This window comes from bacterium (assembly GCA_035307765.1).
In the GTDB taxonomy this organism is placed as follows: Bacteria; Sysuimicrobiota; Sysuimicrobiia; order Sysuimicrobiales; family Segetimicrobiaceae; genus Segetimicrobium.
In genome coordinates this window covers 36,132-53,904 of the sequence record DATGHU010000026.1, presented here as the reverse complement: position 1 = coordinate 53,904, position 17,773 = coordinate 36,132, and the positions used below count along the sequence as shown (strand labels likewise).

Here is a 17,773-nt window from a genome sequence, read left to right as displayed (position 1 = left end):
GGGGCGGCGCCATCCGTCCGTTCAAAAGACCGGGTGCTCAACGTAGGTCCCGAACACGCCCCGCAGGGCGTTGACGATCTCCCCCACCGTGGCGTCGGCTTTGACCGCATCGATCGTGGGCGGGATCAGGTTGTCGTCGCCGCGGGCCACGGCGGTCAGCTCCGCCAGGCATCGTGCCACCCGCTGGGGGTCGCGCCGCCCCCGGACGGCGGCGAGCCGCTGCTTCTGCCGCGCTTCCGCACCCGGGTCCACTTCCTGCAGCGCGAAGGGGATGACCTGAGACTCGGCGGGGTCCACGTGCTTGTTGACGCCGACGACCGTCAGATCTCCGTGTTCCTTTCGCCGCTGATAGCGGTAGGCGGCGTCGGCGATCTCGGTCTGAAAGAAGTTCTGGCCGGCCGCCTCCACCGCGCCCCCCAGGTCGTCGATCCGGGCGATGTAGGCGCGCACGCCCTCTTCCACCTGGTTGGTGAGCGTCTCCAGATAATAACTGCCGGCCAGCGGGTCGATCGTGTTCGCCGTTCCCGTTTCGTCGAGGATGATCTGCTGCGTGCGCAGCGCCACCTTCATCGCGAGTTCCGAAGGGATCGCCAGCGCCTCGTCCATGCCGTTGGTGTGCAGGCTCTGTGCGCCGCCGAGGACGGCGGAGAGGGCCTGCAGCGCCGTGCGGGCGACGTTGTTGAGGGGTTCTCGGGCGGTGAGGCTGCTCCCGGCCGTCTGGCAGTGGAAGCGGAGGCGCATCGACTCCGGGTTCCGCGCGCCGAACCGGTCGCGCATCGTGGCGGCCCAGATCCGCCTCGCCGCGCGGAACTTGGCGACCTCTTCGAAGAAGTCGCGCTCGGCGATGAAGTAGAAGGCGAGGCGGGGGGCGAACTCGTCGACCGCCATCCCCTTGCGGACCACTTCCTCCACGTAGGCGATGCCGTTGGCGAGGGTAAAGGCGGCTTCTTGAATCGCCGTCGCCCCCGCCTCGCGGATATGGTACCCGCTGATGTTGATGGGGTTGTAGCGGGAAAGATGGCGCGCGCTGTAGATGATCAGGTCGCGCACGATGCGCATCCCCGCCGGAATGGGGTAGAGCCATTCCTTTTGGGCGATGTATTCCTTTAGGATGTCGGCCTGCACCGTCCCCGAGAGTGCCTCCCGCGGAACCCCGCGCCGCTCGGCGAGCGCGAGGTACATGGAAAAGAGGATCCACGCCGTGGGGTTGATCGTCATCGACACGCTGATCGCGCCGATGTCGATGCCATCGAGGATCCCGTCGAGGTCGTCGAGGGTGTCGACCGCGACGCCTTCCCGGCCCACTTCGCCGCGCGCGCGCGGGTCGTCGGAGTCGTAACCCATCAGCGTCGGCATGTCGAAGTCGATCGAGATGCCGGTCTGGCCCTGGGCGATCAGGTACTTGAGCCGGGCATTGGTGTCGGCGGCGGTCCCGAATCCGGCGATCTGGCGCATCGTCCACGGTCGGGACCGGTACATCGTCGGGTAGGGTCCCCGGGTGAACGGGTAGCGCCCGGGAAGCCCGATGCGTTCGGCGTAGTCGAGCCCGGCGAGGTCTTCGGGGCCGTAGATCCGCTCCACGGGGAGCCCGGACAGGGTCTCGAAGTGCTCCCGACGCTCCGGCGCCCGGGCCAGAGCGGCCTTCAGTTCGGCGGCCGCCCAGTCCCCTCTCGGGTCGGCGAGGGTGGGGTCGGGGGGACCCGTGGGGCGTTTGGTCGTGGCCACCGGGCACCTCCTCGGGTGCGACCGAACGGTCCCCCGGTCATGCGCGGATCCGGGATCCAGGCAAATTCTAGCCCGGCGCCTCCGCCGCTGTCAACGAAGGTGGGGCGGTCAGCGCGCGCGCGGCTCGGTGCCGCCGAGCCCGGCGACGACCTGCGCCAGGACGGAGTAGTCCTTCTCGCCGAGCCCTTGATTCATCGCGATCTGGTACAGTTGCGCGGCGAGGCCGCCGCCGACGAGCGGCATGGCGACCGATCGGCCGGTTTCCATCACAATCCCCATGTCCTTGTGGTAGAGCTTGGTGCGGAACCCGGGCTCGAAGTTTTGGTCGAGCATCCGCTGGCCGTGCAGCTCGAGCACCCGGCTCTGGGCGAATCCCCCGAGCAGCGCCGCCCGCACCTTGGCCGGATCGACCCCGGCCTTCCGCGCCATCGTCAGCGCCTCGGCCACGCCGAGCAGGGTCAGCGACAGGACGAGTTGGTTGCAGGCTTTCGTGACCTGGCCGGCGCCCGACTCCCCCAGGTGGACGATCTGCTTGCCCATTCGCTGAAACACCGGCAGGACCCGCTCGAACACCGCCGGCTTCCCTCCCGCCATGATCGAGAGCGTCGCCTCGATCGCCCCCTTCTCGCCGCCGGACACCGGCGCGTCAAGCATCTCCGCGCCCCGCTCGGCCAGCTTGGCGGTCATCTCGCGGGTCGCGACCGGCGAGATGGTGCTCATGTCCACGACGACGCTGCCCGCGCGGACCCCGTGGATGACGCCCTCCGGCCCGAGGATCACCTCGACCGCGTCCGGCGTGTCGGCGACCATCGTGATCGTGATGTCGCTCCGGGAGGCCACGTCCCGCGGCGACGTCCCCGCGACGGCGCCGCGCTCCACCAGCGCCGCCATCTTGCCGCGGGTGCGGTTCCAGACCGTGATCGGGTATTTGGCGTCCAGCAGGTGGCCGGCCATGGGGCGCCCCATGATGCCGAGGCCGATGAAGCCGATGCGTTCGCTCACAAACGTCACCTCGCTTCGGTGCGCGGATGCGCGGGTTTGCCGTGCAGGCGTGACCCCGGCGGATCCACCGGGGTCACACCGCCTCAATGCGCCGCGGCCGGCGGGGTTTCCTCCAGCGGGGTTTCCTCCAGCCGCGGCCGGCCCAGCAGAGGCACAGGGTGGACGCGTGCGGTATGATGGATGCTGGCCATGGGACCCGATCGCCGACCACCGCAACCCGACACCCCGCCCGCCGGCGCGTCTCAATATCCGATCACGCTCCTGGAGGAACTGGCCGGGAGCATCTTGGAGGCGGCCCGGACGCTTGGGTCGATGCTCGACGGACGTCTCTCCTCGACCGAGGCCTGGCAGCGGATTCGCGATCTGGAACACACGGGCGATGCGATCGCCCGAGACCTCTTCGAGGCCACGACGACCGGCGGCGCCCTCCCGTTCAGCACCGAGTCCCTCCGCGCCCTGACGGGGTATCTCGACGACGTGCTCGACGCCATCGAGGCGGCCGCGGCGCGGTTGGCGATTCACCGAGTGAAGCGCGTGCTCCCGTCGGCGCGCGAGATGGGCCGGAACGTCTTCGAGTCCGCCCAAGAGCTGGCGAAGGCGATCGGCCAGCTCAAGGGGATGCACGACGTGTTCCCGCACACCCGCGCGCTGCACAACCTGGAGAACCGCGGGGACGACCTGCTGCGGGAGGTGATCGAGCGGTTGTTCTCGGGGCGGGCCAGCGCCAAGGAGATCATTAAATGGAAGGACATCTGCGAGAACCTTGAGGCCATGACCGACCGGTGTGAGGACATCGCGAACATCCTGGAGACGATTGTCGTGCAGGCGGGGGCGGAGGACCGGCTCCTCGCCAACCAGTTGGTGATGAACATCGCCGAGCGCACGGTGACGGTGGCGGGGGAGGGCGTGCCCTTGGCCACCAAGGAGTTCGACCTCCTGCACCTGCTGCTGCGCCACCTGGGCAAGATCGTCCGCCGCGAGCGGCTGATGCAGGATGTGTGGGGGGACGATTATTTCGGCGACACCCGCACCCTCGACACCCATGTCGCCTGGCTGCGCAAGAAGGTGGAACCCAAGGGCGGGGTGCGCATCACCGCCGTGCGCGGGATCGGCTACCGCCTGGACGCGCGGCCGTAGCGCCGGCCTGGATTTCGAATATTCTTCACCGGCCCTTCACCTCGCGTTGACGTCCGGCGCGTAGGCTCGAGCCGTCGCCGCCAGTCGGGCGACGGATAGGGGTGTGTGATGAGTTCAGCGCCGCAGACGTTGTCCCCGCGTGCCTTTGCTCCGCGGACGCCGGTGCCGATGTTGGCCGCCAAGCGCATCGCCCTGATTGCGCACGACAATAAGAAGACCGATCTTCTGGAGTGGGTCCGGTTCAACAAGGAGCTTCTGGCGCGCCACGAATTGTGCGCGACGCGCACCACCGGTCGGCTCATCGCCGAGCGCCTCGGCCTTCCGGTCGCCGAGTTTCACAGCGGGCCGTTGGGAGGCGATCAGCAGATCGGAGCGAAGATCGCGGAGGGCGGCGTCGATTTCCTGATCTTCTTTTGGGACCCGCTCGAGCCGCATCCGCACGACCCCGATGTCCGGGCGCTGCTTCGGATCGCGGTGGTGTGGAACATCCCGGTGGCCTGCAACCGCGCCTCGGCGGACTTCATGATCTCCTCCCCACTCATGGCCCACGAGTACCAGCGGCTCGTGCCTGCGTACGCTTAACACTCTCTTAACCTCCCCTTCACCGGGGCATCGCACAGCCTGGAACCGGCCGCGGTACGCTATCAGCGATGGATCTCGGGGCAGGCTAGGTAGAACGAGATCTCTGAAGGAGGGATGGCATGAAGATGGCTCGACGATGGCGCTGGATCGCAGGCGCGGTCCTCGCCGGACTGATCCTCGGCCCGGGTGGGTTGCCGTGGGGGACCACCGGCGCGGTCGCCGCGGGACCGATTGTGCTCACCGGGGCGGGCGCCACGTTTCCATATCCGATCTACTCCCGGTGGTTCGCCGAGTACAATCGGCTCCACCCGGATGTCCGCATCAACTACCAATCGATTGGCAGCGGCGGTGGGATCGCGCAGGTGCAGAAGGGCACCGTGGACTTCGGCGCCTCGGATGCCCCGCTCTCCGATGACCAGTTGAAGGCGATGGGACGGCCCGTCGCGCTGATCCCCACCGTCGCCGGGTCGATCGCGATGAGCTACAACGTTCCGGGGGTCGGCTCGGGGTTGCGTCTGACGCCGGAAAACATCGCCGATCTCTACATGGGGCAGATCACCAAGTGGAACGATCCGCGCCTCGCCGCCAACAACCCATCCGTGAAGCTGCCGAACCTGCCGGTTACGATCGTGCACCGATCGGACGGCAGCGGCACGACCTTCCACTTCACCTCCTTCCTCTCGATCGTCAGCAGGGGCTGGGCCGACAAGGTCGGGCGCAGCACATCCGTGGAATGGCCGACCGGGATCGGCGGCAAGGGCAACGAGGGGGTCTCGGGGCTGGTCAAGCAGACCCCGGGAGGGATCGGGTACGTTGAACTGGCGTACGTGGTGCAGAACCAACTCACGTACGCGGTCGTCAGGAACCGGTCGGGCGCATGGATCGCCCCCTCCCTGTCCGCCACGACCGCGGCCGCCGCCGGCGGCGCCGACGCCATGGTCAAGACCAACGATGTCCGGGTCTCGATCGCCTACTCGCCTGGAGCGACCACGTATCCGATCGCCGGGTTCACCTACCTGCTGATCCCCAAGGAACAGACGGACGAATCGAAGGGCAAGGCCCTGACGGATTTCCTCTGGTGGGCGATTCATGACGGGGAAAAAGACGCCCCCCAGCTCCTGTATGCTCCACTGCCCGCGCCGGTGGTGCTGATCGACGAGCGCATCATCAAGACCATCGGGTATCAAGGCCACGCCTTCCTTCCCGCGCCGTAGGGCTCGGTTGTCCTAACGATGCTTCCCTCGAACGTCGGCAGGAGGGCGGAGGCCCTCCTGCCTCCCGGCGCCGCGTTCGTGCGGCGCCACAAGGCCTGGACGGACGCGGTGTTTCGCGCCGTGTTGACCGCGTTCGGGTTTGCGGTCGTGGTCATCGTCGCCTCGATGATCATCCAATTATCCATGGCGGCCTGGCCGGCGATTGCGCGTTTTGGGGCGGGGTTCCTCTGGACGCAGCGGTGGGATCCGGTCCACAACGTCTTCGGGGCGGTCACGTTCGCGTACGGGACCCTCGCCTCTTCGCTGGTGGCCTTGGTCCTTGCGGTCCCGGTGAGCCTTGGCGTGGCCATCTATCTGGCGGAGTTGGCTCCGCCGGTGCTGTCGACGGTGCTCGGGTTCATCATCGAGCTTCTGGCGTCCATCCCGAGCGTCATCCTCGGCCTCTGGGGGATTTTCGTCATGGCCCCCTGGCTGCGCAGCGTCGTGGAGCCCGACCTCCGGGCGATTCTGGGGTGGCTGCCGCTGTTCAGCGGCCCTGCGTACGGGATCGGGTTGCTCGCCGGCGGGATGATCCTGGCGATCATGCTCCTGCCCATCGTCTCGTCGATCTCGCGCGAGGTGCTGAAGTCGGTGCCGCTGAGCCAGCGTGAGGCCGCCTACGCCCTCGGGGCCACCCGCTGGGAGGTGATCTGGCGCGCCGTCCTCCCATACGGCCGGACCGGCCTCACCGGGGCGGTGATCCTCGGCCTGGGACGCGCCCTCGGCGAGACGATGGCCGTGACCATGGTGATCGGCAACCGCCCGCAGGTGTCACCCTCGTTGTTTCAGCCCGCGTACACGATCGCCGCGGCGCTCGCCAACGAGTTCTCGGAGGCCACCACCGGCATCTACATCTCCGCGCTGATCGAACTGGCGGTTGTCCTCTTTGTGATCTCCTTGATTGTCAATGCGATCGCCCGTTGGCTCATCTGGCGGATGGGGACCCTGCCGACGGGAGGGATGGGGTGATGCTCGTCTTTCCGGCTACCGCGGCACGCCGTCGCGCCACGGACCGCCTGATGACGGGGCTCGCGGCCGCCGCGGTGCTGATCGCGCTCGCCCCCCTCGTCAGCGTGCTGATCTACGTGGTCCTGCAGGGCGCCACGTCGCTCGACTGGGCGTTCTTCACCCAGCTCCCCAAGCCGGTGGGGGAGACGGGCGGGGGGGTTGCGAACGCGATCAGCGGCACCCTCACGCTCATCCTGCTGGCGTCGTGCGTCGGCCTCCCCATCGGCATCCTGGGAGGGTTGTATCTGTCCGAGCTGGGAGACGGCCCCCTCGGCTGGTGGATCCGGTTCACGGCCGACGTGTTGAACGGCGTGCCCAGCATCGTCGTCGGCGTTTTTGTCTATACGCTCCTCGTGGTCCCGATGCGGCGCTTCTCCGCCATCGCCGGCGGGGCCGCCCTGGGGATCATGATGGCCCCGCTGGTGATGCGGACGACCGAGGAACTCGTTCGCCTCGTGCCGACGTCACTCCGCGAGGCGGCGCTTGCCCTGGGTGTCCCCTGGTGGCTCACCACCGTGCGCGTGGTGTTGCGGACGGCGGCCGTGGGGATCATCACCGGCGTCATGCTGGCCATCGCCCGCATCGGAGGAGAGACGGCACCGCTACTCTTCACCGCCTTCAACAACCAGTACTGGCAGACGGGGCTCGATCAGCCGATCGCGTCGCTGACGGTCCAGCTCTATAACTATGCGATCGCCCCATACGACGACTGGCACCGTCAGGCGTGGGCCGCAGCGCTGGTGCTCATGTCGATGACGCTCTTGCTCAACATCGCCGCCCGGCTCGTGGGCCGGTCGCGATCCGGGGGGAGGTAACCGTGATGATGCAGACGTCGAGCGCCACGCTGTGGAGTCGGGCGCTTCTGGGCGCCCTCGAGCGCTCGGTGCCCGTCGAGGGGGTCGGCACCCAGCGCATCCAGGCCGTGCGGGTGAACGCCTACTTTGGCCGCACCCATGCCGTCCGCGGGGTCTCGATCGGTGTCCAAGCCAACCGCATCACCGCGATCATTGGACCGTCGGGTTGCGGCAAGTCGACGTTCCTCCGCTGCCTCAATCGCATGCACGAACTGATCTCGGGCGCGCGTGTCGAGGGGCAGGTGCTGCTCGACGGCGAGGACATCTACGCGAAGGAGATCGATCCCGTGATGATCCGGCGCCGCGTCGGCATGGTCTTCCAGCGGCCGAATCCGTTTCCCACCATGTCGATCTATGACAACGTGGCCGCGGGCCTCCGATTGAACGGCGTCCGCCAACGAAAGCTTCTCGATGAGGTGGTAGAACAAAGCCTTCGACAGGCGGCCCTGTGGGAGGAGGTCAAGGATGTGCTCGGCCGACCCGGCGCCAGTCTCTCCGGGGGGCAGCAACAACGGCTCTGCATCGCTCGCGCGCTGGCGGTGAAGCCGGAGGTCCTGCTGATGGACGAGCCGGCGTCCGCGCTCGATCCGGGGTCCACCCTGAAGATCGAGGAACTGGCCAGGGTGTTGCGCGAGCGCTTGACGATCGTGCTCGTCACCCACAACATGCAGCAGGCGGCGCGCGTCTCGGACAGCACGGCCTTCATGCTCACCGGAGAACTGGTGGAGTTTGGGCCCACGGCCGAGCTGTTCACGCGGCCGCGGGACAAGCGGACGGAAGACTACATCACGGGGCGGTTTGGTTAAGTCGACGATCGCGGGGTTCTTTCTAGCCGGGGGCGGTCGCCGGGGGACCAGGCCGGAGTGGGGTGGCGACGGACGGCACCACGGATCCCCCCGCTGTTACCATCTCCTCAGGAGCATCCGAGCGCAAAACCTCGTCGCCGGCGGTCTCGTGAGCTTCGCGCGTCACCCACTCGCCGACAAGCGAAGGTTTGTTGATGATGGACCTCTGCGCTTCGTGAAGGCGGGGCGCCACCCGAGCACCGTGGCGATCGGAGCCTAGGAGCCGTCCGGCGCGACGTACGGAGGGGCACCCCGGCGTGCGCAGGTCCACAGCGGCAGCTCGTCCACCGTCTGATCCGCGAGGCCGGATGCCAACGCGGCCCGGGCGACCGACACCGCCTCAGGTTCCCACGGGATCTGGTCAGCCTCCACGCGCGCGCTCCGATAGGCGTGGAGGAGGGCGCGGACTTCGAGGTAAGGCCCGACAAGTTCGAGCGGCACGTCCCGGCAGCGATTGATCTGGGCGACCACCCCCGGGTCGTCACTGTGCACCACGACGCGCCGCGACCCCAGCCGCCGGGAATTCCAGAGGGCCAGGAGGATGCCCTGGAACGCCGCACGATCCCGCGGACACCCGGGCACGACGCGACCGACGCAGCGCAGCGCGCGACCGTGTGCATCGACGAACACGATGCCGATCGCCGCGCGAATCCCACCGTCGATCACCGCGACATGAGCGTGGAGTTCCCCCACCCTGGCAGTCATTTGACGAGGTCAATCAGGGAGGAGAGGATGCCGATGACCACAAGCAGCACGATCTTCAGACCGACGAGGTCGCGGTCGTCGGTGAACCGCTGCCAGAGGCTCGCGCCAGGGGACGGGGGAGGAGGAGCGAGCCACCCGCGGGGACCGCTCCGTCCTTCGAAAAGGCCGTTCCCGGATTTGGATCCGGCCGCGCGCGACGCGCGCGCCGCGTAGCGGTCAGACCGTGCCACGTCCTCCCGGCCGAGACGGAGCGGCATGCGCATGCACCCCTCCCACATCATGGCCTATCGGGAACGTCCCTGCGTCCTGGCCCTACTGTATACGGCCAAGGTCAAGGGGAGGTGAAGCCCCCGCCAACCTGTGGTGAAGGATGTCGAGGATGGCTTCACGCAGCCTTAAACCGGCCTTCACCTCCGGTTAACCTTCGCATTCTACGCTGGATGGTACGGGGGGGCGGGGACCTGGGATCCCTGTCGATGGGGCGATGCGCACGGACCAAGAGGCCAGATGGCTCGCGGATGCGAAAGCGGCGCTGACGATCGCCGGGGTGTTGCTCGTTATCTCTGCGGTCGCGGCCGCGTGTGTGAGGTCGCTGTTGAAGTTCTAAGCAACGGACTGAAGCCGCACCGTGTCCTGGGGGAGTGAAAGCGACGGACGCATCACGAGAACGCTGCGCCCGCGGGGTGGGAGGTACCGTCTCCTAGAAAGTTCGGGTGAAGGCTGAGGTGGGGCGGCCTCGCCGCGCCCCGGGCCGGGGGTGGGGACGAGGAAGACGGTCCCGGCATCCGGAATCGCTCGGTAATCCCGTTGAAGCCAGGGGACGAGGATGACTACCCGGGAGACCTTCGACCACGATCTGCAGCACTTGCAGGAGGACCTCCTGCGGATGGCCGATCTCGTCGACGACGCGATCCGGCGGGCCGTCGACGCGCTGCAGGCGCGCAGCCTCGATGGCGTCAACACGGTGATCGCCTCCGACAACGCCATCGACGCCCTGCACCTCGAACTGGAAGAACGCTGCCTGCGCCTGATGGCGACGCAGCAGCCGATGGCGAAGGACCTGCGCATGATCGCCGCGATCTGGACGATGACGATCGATCTCGAGCGCATGGGCGACCACGCAGAGGATATCGCCCGGATCACCCGACGCGCGGCCGGACAGCCGCTGCTCAAGCCCTTGATCGACATTCCCCGGATGGCGGAGATGGTGCGGGAGATGCTCCACGACGGCCTCGACGCGTTCGTCCGCAGGGACACCGCGCTCGCCGAGCGCATGGCCGCCAAGGATGACGAGGTCGATCATCTCTACGGGCAGGTCTTCCGGGAGCTCCTGACCTACATGATCGAAGATCCCAAGAACATCCAGCGGGCCACCCACCTCCTGATGGTGGCCCAGGCCCTGGAACGGGTGGGGGACCACGCCACGAACATCGCCGAGCGAGTGATCTATATGGTTACCGGGACGCTGAAAGAGCTGAACGTCTAAACGGCCCACGGCCGGGCGGGCGCCCACCGCCCCCCAAGCGCCGCCAGGTCGGCCGGCGTGTCCAGGTCGAAGGCGAGGCCCGGCCGGTGCACCTCGACGACCCGCAATCCCCGCCTCCGCGCAAGGCTGTGGTGCGCCCGCCGACTCCCCAGGCCGTAGGCGGGGCGCACCGCAGCGCCCGCGCCCGGGGGAAACAGCAGGGCGTTCGTCCCCGCCTCATCGCGAGAGGGCGCAAGCACCAGCGTCCCCGCCCCCCCGGAAGCCAGCACCGCCGCCACATCCGCCGGCTGTAATAATGGAAGATCGCCGGCCACAACGAGTAGCCCGCGGCCGGCGCCGGACAGGACGCGCAACGCTTCGGCCAGGGCATCGTTCAGGCCCGGCTTGGGGTCGAAGATCCCCCGGACGCCGCAGGCGGCGGCAAAATCCCGCACCGCCGGATCCGGGGTCATGACGACCACATCCTCCACCCCCACCGTCGCACGCAGGACGCCGCAGATGGACTTGAGGAGCGCGAGGCTGAGCGCCGCCCGCTCCTCCTCGGGAAGCACGGACCCCAGGCGGCCCTTGGCCCGGAAGAGTGCTTTCTGTGGGATGAGGGCCCGGACTCTCACCCCGGCTTTGCCGCCACTGCGGCGCCGCGCCTCAAGGCGATCTCGATCAGCGCCCGGGCGAGCCGCCTCCGGCCGGCGCGATCGGACATCAGCGTGTCGACGCACTCCACCGCCAGAGGCCGCCCCGGTACGCCCGCATCGGCGACGGCATCGGCATCGGCTCGGTCCCTGACGTCGAGGACGAACACCTCGGCGAAGGCCCTGTACAGGGCCGCGACCGCGGCGGGCGCCGCCGGCATCCCGAGCCCCCGCAGCATCTCTACGGTCGGCCCCTTGACCGCCTCTCCGCCGATCAGGGGACTCACGGCGATCTTGAGCGCCCGGCTCTCTCGAAGCGCGCGCTCCAACCCGGGGAGCGCCAGGATCGGCCCCACGCTGACGAGCGGGTTGCTCGGAGCCACCACGATCACCGCGGAGGCCCGGATCGCGTCGAGGGCCTCGGGCGACGGACGGGCCCGTTCGATGCCCTCAAACTCGATGCCGGCCACCGGATCGCGCGCGCGGCGCTTGACGAAATATTCCTGAAACGGCAGCCGCCCGGCCGGGGTGCGCACGAAGGTGGCGACCCGATCATCGCTCATCGGCAGCACTTTTGGGACGACCCCCAACCCGGCGGCGAGTGCGGCGGTGATCTCGGTCGGCCGCCGGCCCTCCCGCCGCCATGCGGTTCGGGCAAGGTGCGTGCCGAGGTCCCGGTCCCCCAGCCGGAACCACGTCGGCAGCCCGTAGCGCGCCAGCATGTCGAGGGCCGTCCACGTGTCCCCCTCCAGACCCCAGCCCTGTTCCACGCTCGCCAGGCCGGCCAGCGTGTACAGCACGGTGTCGACGTCTGGGGAGATGTGAAGGCCCAAGTGCTCCCAATCATCGGCGGTGTTCACGATGACCGCGAGCTCGACCGGATCCGCGAGCACGGCCGCGAGACCGTCCACGAGCTTGACCCCGCCCACCCCGCCGCACAGGACGGTGATCACGCTCGGTCTCCTCCAATGATGGGTCTCCTCAACGCAACCCTAGCGAAACGCGACGATCGATTCCAGAGGCTTCCGCGGAGGGACGGGCGGAGTATGGGCGGGGTAGCCGATCGTCACCAGGGCCTGCGGGATGAAGCCCCGCGGCAGCCCGAGCGCCCGCCGGACGATGCCGGGGCAGAACAGCGGGGCGCAGCACCAGCACGCCCCCAGCCCGTTCGCGGCGGCGGCCAGCAGGAGGTTTTGCACGGCGGCGGCGGCGCTCTGCACGGCCATCACCTGCTCCGCCGCCCGCCGGGTCCGGTCGGGGTAGGTGTCCATGTCCTCCATCGCATACCCGACCAGGATCAGCGCGGGGGCTTCGCCGAACCGCCGGAGCGAGAATCGGAGCTCGACCTGGATCGCCGCCTCCGCGGTGCCGAGCCGCTCCAGGTCGCGCCGCCAGCGTCGTCCCATCCAGTCGGCCAGTCGGCGCTTTGCCGCCGCCGACTCGACCACCACGATGCGAGTGGGCTGCACGTTGTGGGCCGACGGGGCGCAGGCCGCGGCTTCGAGGAGCGCCCGCACCAGTTCGACCGACACGGGCGCCGGGGTGTAGAAGCGCACGGTACGGCGGTCCATCAGGAGGGGGGGGACCGACGGGGTCATCGCACCGGCATCCTTCGCGCCCGGGGGAGCGGACCCTCCTCCGCTGACCTGGCGCTCGGTGATTGACGGGCGGCGAGGGAGGGTGGTATAGTAAGCGAACAATAAAAGAGCTGTGACGGGGGACGTAGGACGTCCGGCCTGCGTGAAGAGAGCGGCGCCAGGTGCTGCGAGGGCCGCCGCGGGTACGTCCGAATCCCACCCCCTGAGCTGCTCCCGGGGCGGCGGTCGCCGCCAAACGGGAGCCGGGCCGCCCGAGACAGCGTGAGTGCTCCGGTCCTGCCGGGCCGGGGAACAAAGGTGGTACCGCGGAAGCGCCCCTTTCGCCCTTTGGTGGAGGGGGCGTCGTTATTTCCGGAGGGTCAGCGATGCTGACGCACCGTACGGTGGGGATCATCGGGGCCGGGAGCATGGCCGAAGCGTTGCTGCGCGGCGTATTCGACGCCGGCGTCCTGCGCCCCGAACGCTGCCTGGTGACCAATAAGAGCAACGACGAACGCCTCGCGCGCCTGGGGCGCGCGTGGCCGGTGCGAACGACCCGCGATAAGCCCGAACTGATGGCGTGGAGCGAGGTCGTGATCTTGGCCGTGAAGCCGCGCGACATGCCGACCGTGCTGGGCGAAATCGCCCCCCACGTCACGGGCCGACATCTCATCGTCTCGGTGGCGGCGGGGGTCTCGATCGAGATGATCGAGCGGGCGCTGGGCGCCGTCGCGGTGGTTCGGGCGATGCCCAACACCTCGACGGCGGTACGCGCGTCGGCGACCGCGATCGCCTCCGGCCGCCTGGCCGGTCCGGAGCACCTCGGCATCGCGCGCGCGATCTTCGAGGCGGTCGGCTGGGTGGGAGTGGTTCCCGAATCTCTGCTCGACGTGGTGACCGCGGTTTCGGGGAGCGGGCCGGCGTATGTGTACGCGCTGGCCGAAGCGATGGTGGACGCCGGGGAGCGCGCGGGGCTCCCCAGCGACGTGGCGCGCGCCCTGGTCTCCCAGACCATCCTCGGAGCGGGGAAGATGCTCACCGAGACCGGCGAAAGCCCTGACGTGCTTCGCGGACAGGTAACCTCCCCGGGGGGGACGACCATGGCGGGACTCGAGGCCCTCGAGCAGGGAGGGTTCCGCGCGGCGGTGCACGCCGCCGTGATCCGCGCCACCCGCCGCGCCCGCGAACTCCGGGGCAGCCCCGTCCGCACCCCGCGCTAACCCGCCGGATCCCCCTTCGGGCGCCGGGACGGGAGCCAGAAGGGCTCCTCCCGTCCCGGGGCGTATGTTATGGCAGGCCATCTGCGGCATTTCCGCACGGGGCCCGGTCCATCTCGAGAGGAGGACAAGGATGGTACGGATAGCGATTCACCGGGTACTCCCGGTGCTGCTGGCGCTCGCCATGGTCCCGGTCGGGTTGTGGGGGATCGCCCAGGCCCAGGCGCCGAAGACGCTGGTCATCGCCATCGGGGCGGACCAGACGGGGATGGATCCTCAGACCGTGGAGAACAACGAGTCCGGGTTCGTGATGTCCACGATGTACGACTCGATCGTGAACTACAAGCCCGGCACCAGCCTGGTCGGCCCCGGGCTGGCCGAAAAATGGGAGATCTCGACCGACGGCAAGGTGTACACCTTCCACCTCCGGCACGGGGTGAAGTTCCACGACGGCACCCCGATGAACGCCCACACGGTCGCCGCGGACGTCGATCGCGCCATCAACCCGCAGAACCCCTGCTACGTCCTGGGCCGCAAGGGCGTGGATACCTACGACGACTTCACGTATGGATCGGCCAAGGACGGTACCGTGGCGAAGATGGATGTCCTCGACGACTATACGCTGCGGTTCACCCTTCCCCAGCCGAACGCGCCGTTCATCACCAGCCTGGCGATGATCTGGCAGGGGATCGTGAGCCCGGAGGCCACCAAGAAGTACAACTGCGACGCGGGCCAGCACCCGGTGGGGACCGGGCCGTTCAAGTTCGTGGAGGCGGTGCGGAACGACCACATCACCGTCGAGGCGAACCCCGACTACTGGGGCGGGCGGCCGAAGGTCGACCGGATCATCTTCCAGATCGTCCCCGAGAGCGCCACGCGGATGCTCAAGCTGGAGCGGAACGAGGTGCAGATCCTCGCCGACGTCCCCCCCTCCGACTACGCACGGGTGACCGGTAATTCGGCCCTCAAGATGTACACCCAACCCGGATTGACGATCCTGGGCGTGGAGATGTCCAACGACGTGGGCCCGTTCAAGGACAAGCGGGTGCGGCAGGCGATGAACTACGCCGTGGACAAGGACGCCATCAACAAGGGGCTGTACGGCGGCGCCACCACCTCGAGCCAGGGGATCCCGCCGGTGCTGTGGGGGTACAACAAGTCCGTGCAGCCGTACCCCTACGACGTGGCGAAGGCCAAGGCGCTGCTGGCGGAGGCCGGATCGCCCAACGGCTTCACCACCGAGATGATGGTCTACGCCAACCCGCGGGGCTACAACCCGATCGGCGGCGCCAAGCTCGGCGAGGCGGTGCAGGGCTACCTGGCCAAGGTCGGCGTGAACGTGAAGATCACCCAGTACGAGTGGGGCGCGTACCTGGACAAGATCCGCCACACCCCGTGGGAGGGGTTCGGCATCGGCGGGTGGTCCGGCGACAACGGGGACCCCGACAACTTCCTGGGGGACCTGTTTGAGTTCGACGAGGCCGCCGGCAAGGCGCGCACCAACAACAACTCGCGCCACCACAACCCAGACTACGACAAGCTGATCGTCCAGGGCCGGTTGGTTTCCGACCAGGCCAAGCGGGCGCAGATCTACATGGAAGCCAACAAGATCCTCCACGACGATGCGCCGTGGATCTTCATGAACCACACGAACCAGGTGCGGGCGGCGCGGGCGACCGTGAAGGGGTTCCTGCTCAACCCGCTCCAGATGTTCTTCCACATGGAGCAGGTGTCGCTGCAGTAGGCATCGCGATCGCCGGACGTCGAGGTCGGGGGCCCGCGGCACGCTGCTGCCCGGGCCCCCCGTTCGCTGAGGAGTTGCGCCCCGGGCGGTCCGCCGCCCGGGGATACCTGGATGCCCAATGCTGAAGTACATCGCGCGCCGGTTGGGACAGCTCATCCCCGTGCTGCTGGGGGTGAGCATTCTGGTGTTCTTCGGGATGCACCTCATCCCCGGCGACGTGGCGCAGCTCCTCTTGGGCGACAAGGGGACCGACGCGGACCTGCAGCGCCTCCGCCACCAGCTCGGGTTGGACCAACCGGTCTACATCCAGTATTTCCGGTTCCTGCTGGGGGGGCTGCGCGGCGACTTCGGGGTGTCGCTCCGCACCCGGCAGTCGGCGATCTGGGAGATCGTCCAGGCCCTGCCGGTGACCTTGGAGCTGAGCCTGGCCGCCCTCGTGTTCGCGGTGGTGTTCGGCCTCAGCATCGGCGTCATCGCCGCGCGGCGGCCGCACTCCCTGATCGACACCGGGGCGATGATCGGGGTGCTGATCGGCGTGTCGATGCCGGTGTTCTGGACCGGGATCCTGTTGCTTATGGTGTTCGGCGGGATACTGGGGTGGCTGCCGCTCGGCAGCATGCTCGACGAGGGGATGACGTTTCACCGGATCACCGGGATGTCCCTCGTCGACGGGCTGCTCACCGGGAACGGGGCGGTCGTCCAGAGCAGCATCCGCCACCTCATCCTGCCCGCGGTGACCCTCGGCGTCACCTCGATGGCCACAATCGCCCGGATGTCCCGATCCACGATGCTCGAGGTGCTCAACCTGGACTTCGTCCGAACGGCCCGGGCGAAGGGCGTGGGGGAGCGGCGGGTGGTGAGTCACCACGCGCTGCGCAACGCCCTCCTGCCCGTCGTCACCCTGGTCGGGCTACAGCTCGGGCTGCTGCTCAGCGGCGCCGTCCTGACCGAGACCATCTTCGCGCTCCCGGGGCTGGGGCGGCTCGCGATCACCAGCGTGCTGGCGCGGGATTATCCCGTGGTGCAGGGGGTCGTCCTCATCGCCGCCGGGATCTTCGTGCTGGCCAATCTCCTGGTCGACGTGCTCTACGCGTACCTCGACCCCCGGATTCGGTACGATTGAGATGGCGACCGCGCTCGCATCCGGCCCCCCGCACCGCCGTGCCGCTGCCTTGTCGTGGCGCCGGATGCGTCACAGCACGAACCTCGTCGTGGGAGCGAGTATCCTGGTCCTCGTGGTTGCCTCGGCCGTCCTCGCCGCCCAGATCGCTCCCTACAATCCCATTGACCAGGCGTTCGCCGATCAGCTCCGGGCGCCGTCCCCGGCCCATCTCTTCGGAACGGACGAGTTCGGCCGCGACATCTTCTCCCGGGTGATCTACGGCGCCCGGATCGCCCTGGTCATCGGCGTGCTGGCCGACGGGATCGCCGCATTACTGGGCATCCTGCTCGGGGTCGTCTCCGGGTACTTTGGCGGAAACGTCGACGCGGCGATCATGCGGGTCGTGGACGTCATGCTGGCGTTCCCCTACCTGCTGCTGGCGATGATCGTGGTGGCGATCCTGGGCCCCAGCCTCACCAACGCGATGATCGCGATCGGCATCGTGTACACCCCCCAGTTCGCACGCCTGGTGCGGGGAGCGGTCCTCGCGATCCGTGAGCAGGAGTTCGTCGAGGCGGCGGGGGCGGTCGGCGCGGGGGCGGTCCGGATCCTCGCCCGTCACATCGTGCCCAACATCCTCTCGCCGATCATCGTCATGGCCACGCTGACCGTGGGCTTCACCATCGTCGAGACCGCCGGGTTGTCTTTCTTGGGTTTGGGGGCCAGCCCGCCCACCCCCGAGTGGGGCTCGATGCTCGCCACCGGACGGTCGTTCATGCTGACGTCGCCCTGGATCGCGACGTTCCCCGGGCTGGCCATCCTGGTGACGGTCGTGGGGTTCAACCTCGTGGGGGACGGTCTTCGCGACCTGCTGGACCCCCGCCTCCGCGGCCGATCGTGACGC

General features: G+C 68.5%; 19 protein-coding genes. 12 read left to right on the top strand and 7 right to left on the bottom strand.

From position 1 onward, the window contains the following. Positions 1-21 precede the first annotated feature (21 nt). Both VKV57_08250 and VKV57_08245 read right to left on the bottom strand, forming a co-directional pair. Entirely contained in the window at positions 22-1,725 is a 1,704-nt protein-coding gene (locus VKV57_08250; GenBank protein HLW59900.1) for a methylmalonyl-CoA mutase family protein, read from the bottom strand. 108 nt (positions 1,726-1,833) lie between these two features. Further along, the gene (locus tag VKV57_08245; GenBank protein ID HLW59899.1) at positions 1,834-2,727 is read right to left on the bottom strand and encodes an NAD(P)-dependent oxidoreductase; all 894 of its coding nucleotides are present in this window, start codon (positions 2,725-2,727) and stop codon (positions 1,834-1,836) included. Positions 2,728-2,916: 189 nt separating this feature from the next. Here VKV57_08245 and VKV57_08240 point away from each other — a divergent pair, with 189 nt between their 5' ends. From VKV57_08240 to pstB, 6 genes are all read left to right on the top strand, one after another. After that, the gene (locus tag VKV57_08240; protein ID HLW59898.1) at positions 2,917-3,864 is read left to right on the top strand and encodes a DUF47 family protein; all 948 of its coding nucleotides are present in this window, start codon (positions 2,917-2,919) and stop codon (positions 3,862-3,864) included. A gap of 168 nt (positions 3,865-4,032) precedes the next feature. After that, on the top strand, positions 4,033-4,446 hold the full coding sequence (locus tag VKV57_08235; GenBank protein HLW59897.1) for a methylglyoxal synthase: 414 nt from the start codon (positions 4,033-4,035) through the stop codon (positions 4,444-4,446). Between the two features lie 119 nt (positions 4,447-4,565). Further along, on the top strand, positions 4,566-5,660 hold the full coding sequence (pstS, locus tag VKV57_08230) for a phosphate ABC transporter substrate-binding protein PstS (protein HLW59896.1): 1,095 nt from the start codon (positions 4,566-4,568) through the stop codon (positions 5,658-5,660). An 18-nt stretch (positions 5,661-5,678) separates the two neighbouring features. Continuing rightward, on the top strand, positions 5,679-6,668 hold the full coding sequence (pstC, locus tag VKV57_08225; protein ID HLW59895.1) for a phosphate ABC transporter permease subunit PstC: 990 nt from the start codon (positions 5,679-5,681) through the stop codon (positions 6,666-6,668). Further along, positions 6,668-7,522, top strand: coding sequence for a phosphate ABC transporter permease PstA (gene pstA / locus VKV57_08220; protein ID HLW59894.1), 855 nt, complete (start codon positions 6,668-6,670; stop codon positions 7,520-7,522). The genes pstC and pstA overlap by 1 nt, the downstream gene beginning before the upstream one ends. A gap of 5 nt (positions 7,523-7,527) precedes the next feature. Further along, the gene (gene pstB, locus VKV57_08215) at positions 7,528-8,367 is read left to right on the top strand and encodes a phosphate ABC transporter ATP-binding protein PstB (GenBank protein HLW59893.1); all 840 of its coding nucleotides are present in this window, start codon (positions 7,528-7,530) and stop codon (positions 8,365-8,367) included. Between the two features lie 255 nt (positions 8,368-8,622). On the opposite strand, the gene VKV57_08210 is transcribed toward pstB, so the two are convergent. Both VKV57_08210 and VKV57_08205 read right to left on the bottom strand, forming a co-directional pair. Continuing rightward, on the bottom strand, positions 8,623-9,111 hold the full coding sequence (locus VKV57_08210) for a reverse transcriptase-like protein (GenBank protein HLW59892.1): 489 nt from the start codon (positions 9,109-9,111) through the stop codon (positions 8,623-8,625). Further along, complete coding sequence (locus tag VKV57_08205) at positions 9,108-9,368, bottom strand: hypothetical protein (protein HLW59891.1); 261 nt, start codon at positions 9,366-9,368, stop codon at positions 9,108-9,110. The genes VKV57_08210 and VKV57_08205 overlap by 4 nt, the downstream gene beginning before the upstream one ends. A gap of 227 nt (positions 9,369-9,595) precedes the next feature. Here VKV57_08205 and VKV57_08200 point away from each other — a divergent pair, with 227 nt between their 5' ends. Then, positions 9,596-9,718 carry a hypothetical protein gene (locus VKV57_08200; protein HLW59890.1) on the top strand — a complete coding sequence of 41 codons (123 nt, stop codon included), beginning with the start codon at positions 9,596-9,598 and terminating at the stop codon, positions 9,716-9,718. 219 nt (positions 9,719-9,937) lie between these two features. Then, a complete protein-coding gene (gene phoU / locus VKV57_08195; GenBank protein HLW59889.1) occupies positions 9,938-10,597 on the top strand; it encodes a phosphate signaling complex protein PhoU in 660 nt (219 codons plus the stop codon). Here the strand turns inward: phoU and cofC are convergent. Genes cofC through VKV57_08180 form a run of 3 tightly spaced genes read right to left on the bottom strand, consistent with a single transcriptional unit; the run spans position 10,594 to position 12,827 of the window. Next, positions 10,594-11,211, bottom strand: coding sequence for a 2-phospho-L-lactate guanylyltransferase (cofC, locus tag VKV57_08190; GenBank protein ID HLW59888.1), 618 nt, complete (start codon positions 11,209-11,211; stop codon positions 10,594-10,596). The two genes, phoU and cofC, sit on opposite strands and share 4 nt — an antisense overlap. Further along, complete coding sequence (gene cofD, locus VKV57_08185; GenBank protein HLW59887.1) at positions 11,208-12,182, bottom strand: 2-phospho-L-lactate transferase; 975 nt, start codon at positions 12,180-12,182, stop codon at positions 11,208-11,210. Before cofD ends, cofC begins: the two co-directional genes overlap by 4 nt. Positions 12,183-12,221: 39 nt before the next feature. After that, the gene (locus VKV57_08180) at positions 12,222-12,827 is read right to left on the bottom strand and encodes a nitroreductase family protein (GenBank protein ID HLW59886.1); all 606 of its coding nucleotides are present in this window, start codon (positions 12,825-12,827) and stop codon (positions 12,222-12,224) included. Positions 12,828-13,192: 365 nt separating this feature from the next. On the opposite strand from VKV57_08180, the gene proC reads away from it, so the two are divergent. The 4 genes from proC to VKV57_08160 all read left to right on the top strand — a co-directional run bounded on the left by proC (position 13,193) and on the right by VKV57_08160 (position 17,770). Continuing rightward, positions 13,193-14,026, top strand: coding sequence for a pyrroline-5-carboxylate reductase (gene proC / locus VKV57_08175; protein ID HLW59885.1), 834 nt, complete (start codon positions 13,193-13,195; stop codon positions 14,024-14,026). Between the two features lie 130 nt (positions 14,027-14,156). Beyond that, positions 14,157-15,767 carry an ABC transporter substrate-binding protein gene (locus VKV57_08170; GenBank protein ID HLW59884.1) on the top strand — a complete coding sequence of 537 codons (1,611 nt, stop codon included), beginning with the start codon at positions 14,157-14,159 and terminating at the stop codon, positions 15,765-15,767. A gap of 118 nt (positions 15,768-15,885) precedes the next feature. After that, positions 15,886-16,890 carry an ABC transporter permease gene (locus tag VKV57_08165; GenBank protein HLW59883.1) on the top strand — a complete coding sequence of 335 codons (1,005 nt, stop codon included), beginning with the start codon at positions 15,886-15,888 and terminating at the stop codon, positions 16,888-16,890. Between the two features lies 1 nt (position 16,891). Then, the gene (locus VKV57_08160) at positions 16,892-17,770 is read left to right on the top strand and encodes an ABC transporter permease (GenBank protein ID HLW59882.1); all 879 of its coding nucleotides are present in this window, start codon (positions 16,892-16,894) and stop codon (positions 17,768-17,770) included. The last annotated feature ends 3 nt before the right edge of the window (positions 17,771-17,773 follow it).

Excerpts from the sequence above, each read along its gene's own strand:
- VKV57_08240 (HLW59898.1), top strand. The coding sequence starts at position 2,917 with ATGGGACCCGATCGCCGACCACCGCAACCCGACACCCCGCCCGCCGGC.
- VKV57_08235 (HLW59897.1), top strand. The coding sequence starts at position 4,033 with ATGTTGGCCGCCAAGCGCATCGCCCTGATTGCGCACGACAATAAGAAG.
- pstS (HLW59896.1), top strand. The coding sequence starts at position 4,566 with ATGAAGATGGCTCGACGATGGCGCTGGATCGCAGGCGCGGTCCTCGCC.
- pstC (HLW59895.1), top strand. The coding sequence starts at position 5,679 with ATGCTTCCCTCGAACGTCGGCAGGAGGGCGGAGGCCCTCCTGCCTCCC.
- pstA (HLW59894.1), top strand. The coding sequence starts at position 6,668 with ATGCTCGTCTTTCCGGCTACCGCGGCACGCCGTCGCGCCACGGACCGC.
- pstB (HLW59893.1), top strand. The coding sequence starts at position 7,528 with ATGATGCAGACGTCGAGCGCCACGCTGTGGAGTCGGGCGCTTCTGGGC.
- VKV57_08210 (HLW59892.1), bottom strand. The coding sequence starts at position 9,111 with ATGACTGCCAGGGTGGGGGAACTCCACGCTCATGTCGCGGTGATCGAC.
- VKV57_08205 (HLW59891.1), bottom strand. The coding sequence starts at position 9,368 with ATGCCGCTCCGTCTCGGCCGGGAGGACGTGGCACGGTCTGACCGCTAC.
- VKV57_08200 (HLW59890.1), top strand. The coding sequence starts at position 9,596 with ATGCGCACGGACCAAGAGGCCAGATGGCTCGCGGATGCGAAAGCGGCG.
- phoU (HLW59889.1), top strand. The coding sequence starts at position 9,938 with ATGACTACCCGGGAGACCTTCGACCACGATCTGCAGCACTTGCAGGAG.
- VKV57_08180 (HLW59886.1), bottom strand. The coding sequence starts at position 12,827 with ATGACCCCGTCGGTCCCCCCCCTCCTGATGGACCGCCGTACCGTGCGC.
- proC (HLW59885.1), top strand. The coding sequence starts at position 13,193 with ATGCTGACGCACCGTACGGTGGGGATCATCGGGGCCGGGAGCATGGCC.
- VKV57_08170 (HLW59884.1), top strand. The coding sequence starts at position 14,157 with ATGGTACGGATAGCGATTCACCGGGTACTCCCGGTGCTGCTGGCGCTC.
- VKV57_08165 (HLW59883.1), top strand. The coding sequence starts at position 15,886 with ATGCTGAAGTACATCGCGCGCCGGTTGGGACAGCTCATCCCCGTGCTG.
- VKV57_08160 (HLW59882.1), top strand. The coding sequence starts at position 16,892 with ATGGCGACCGCGCTCGCATCCGGCCCCCCGCACCGCCGTGCCGCTGCC.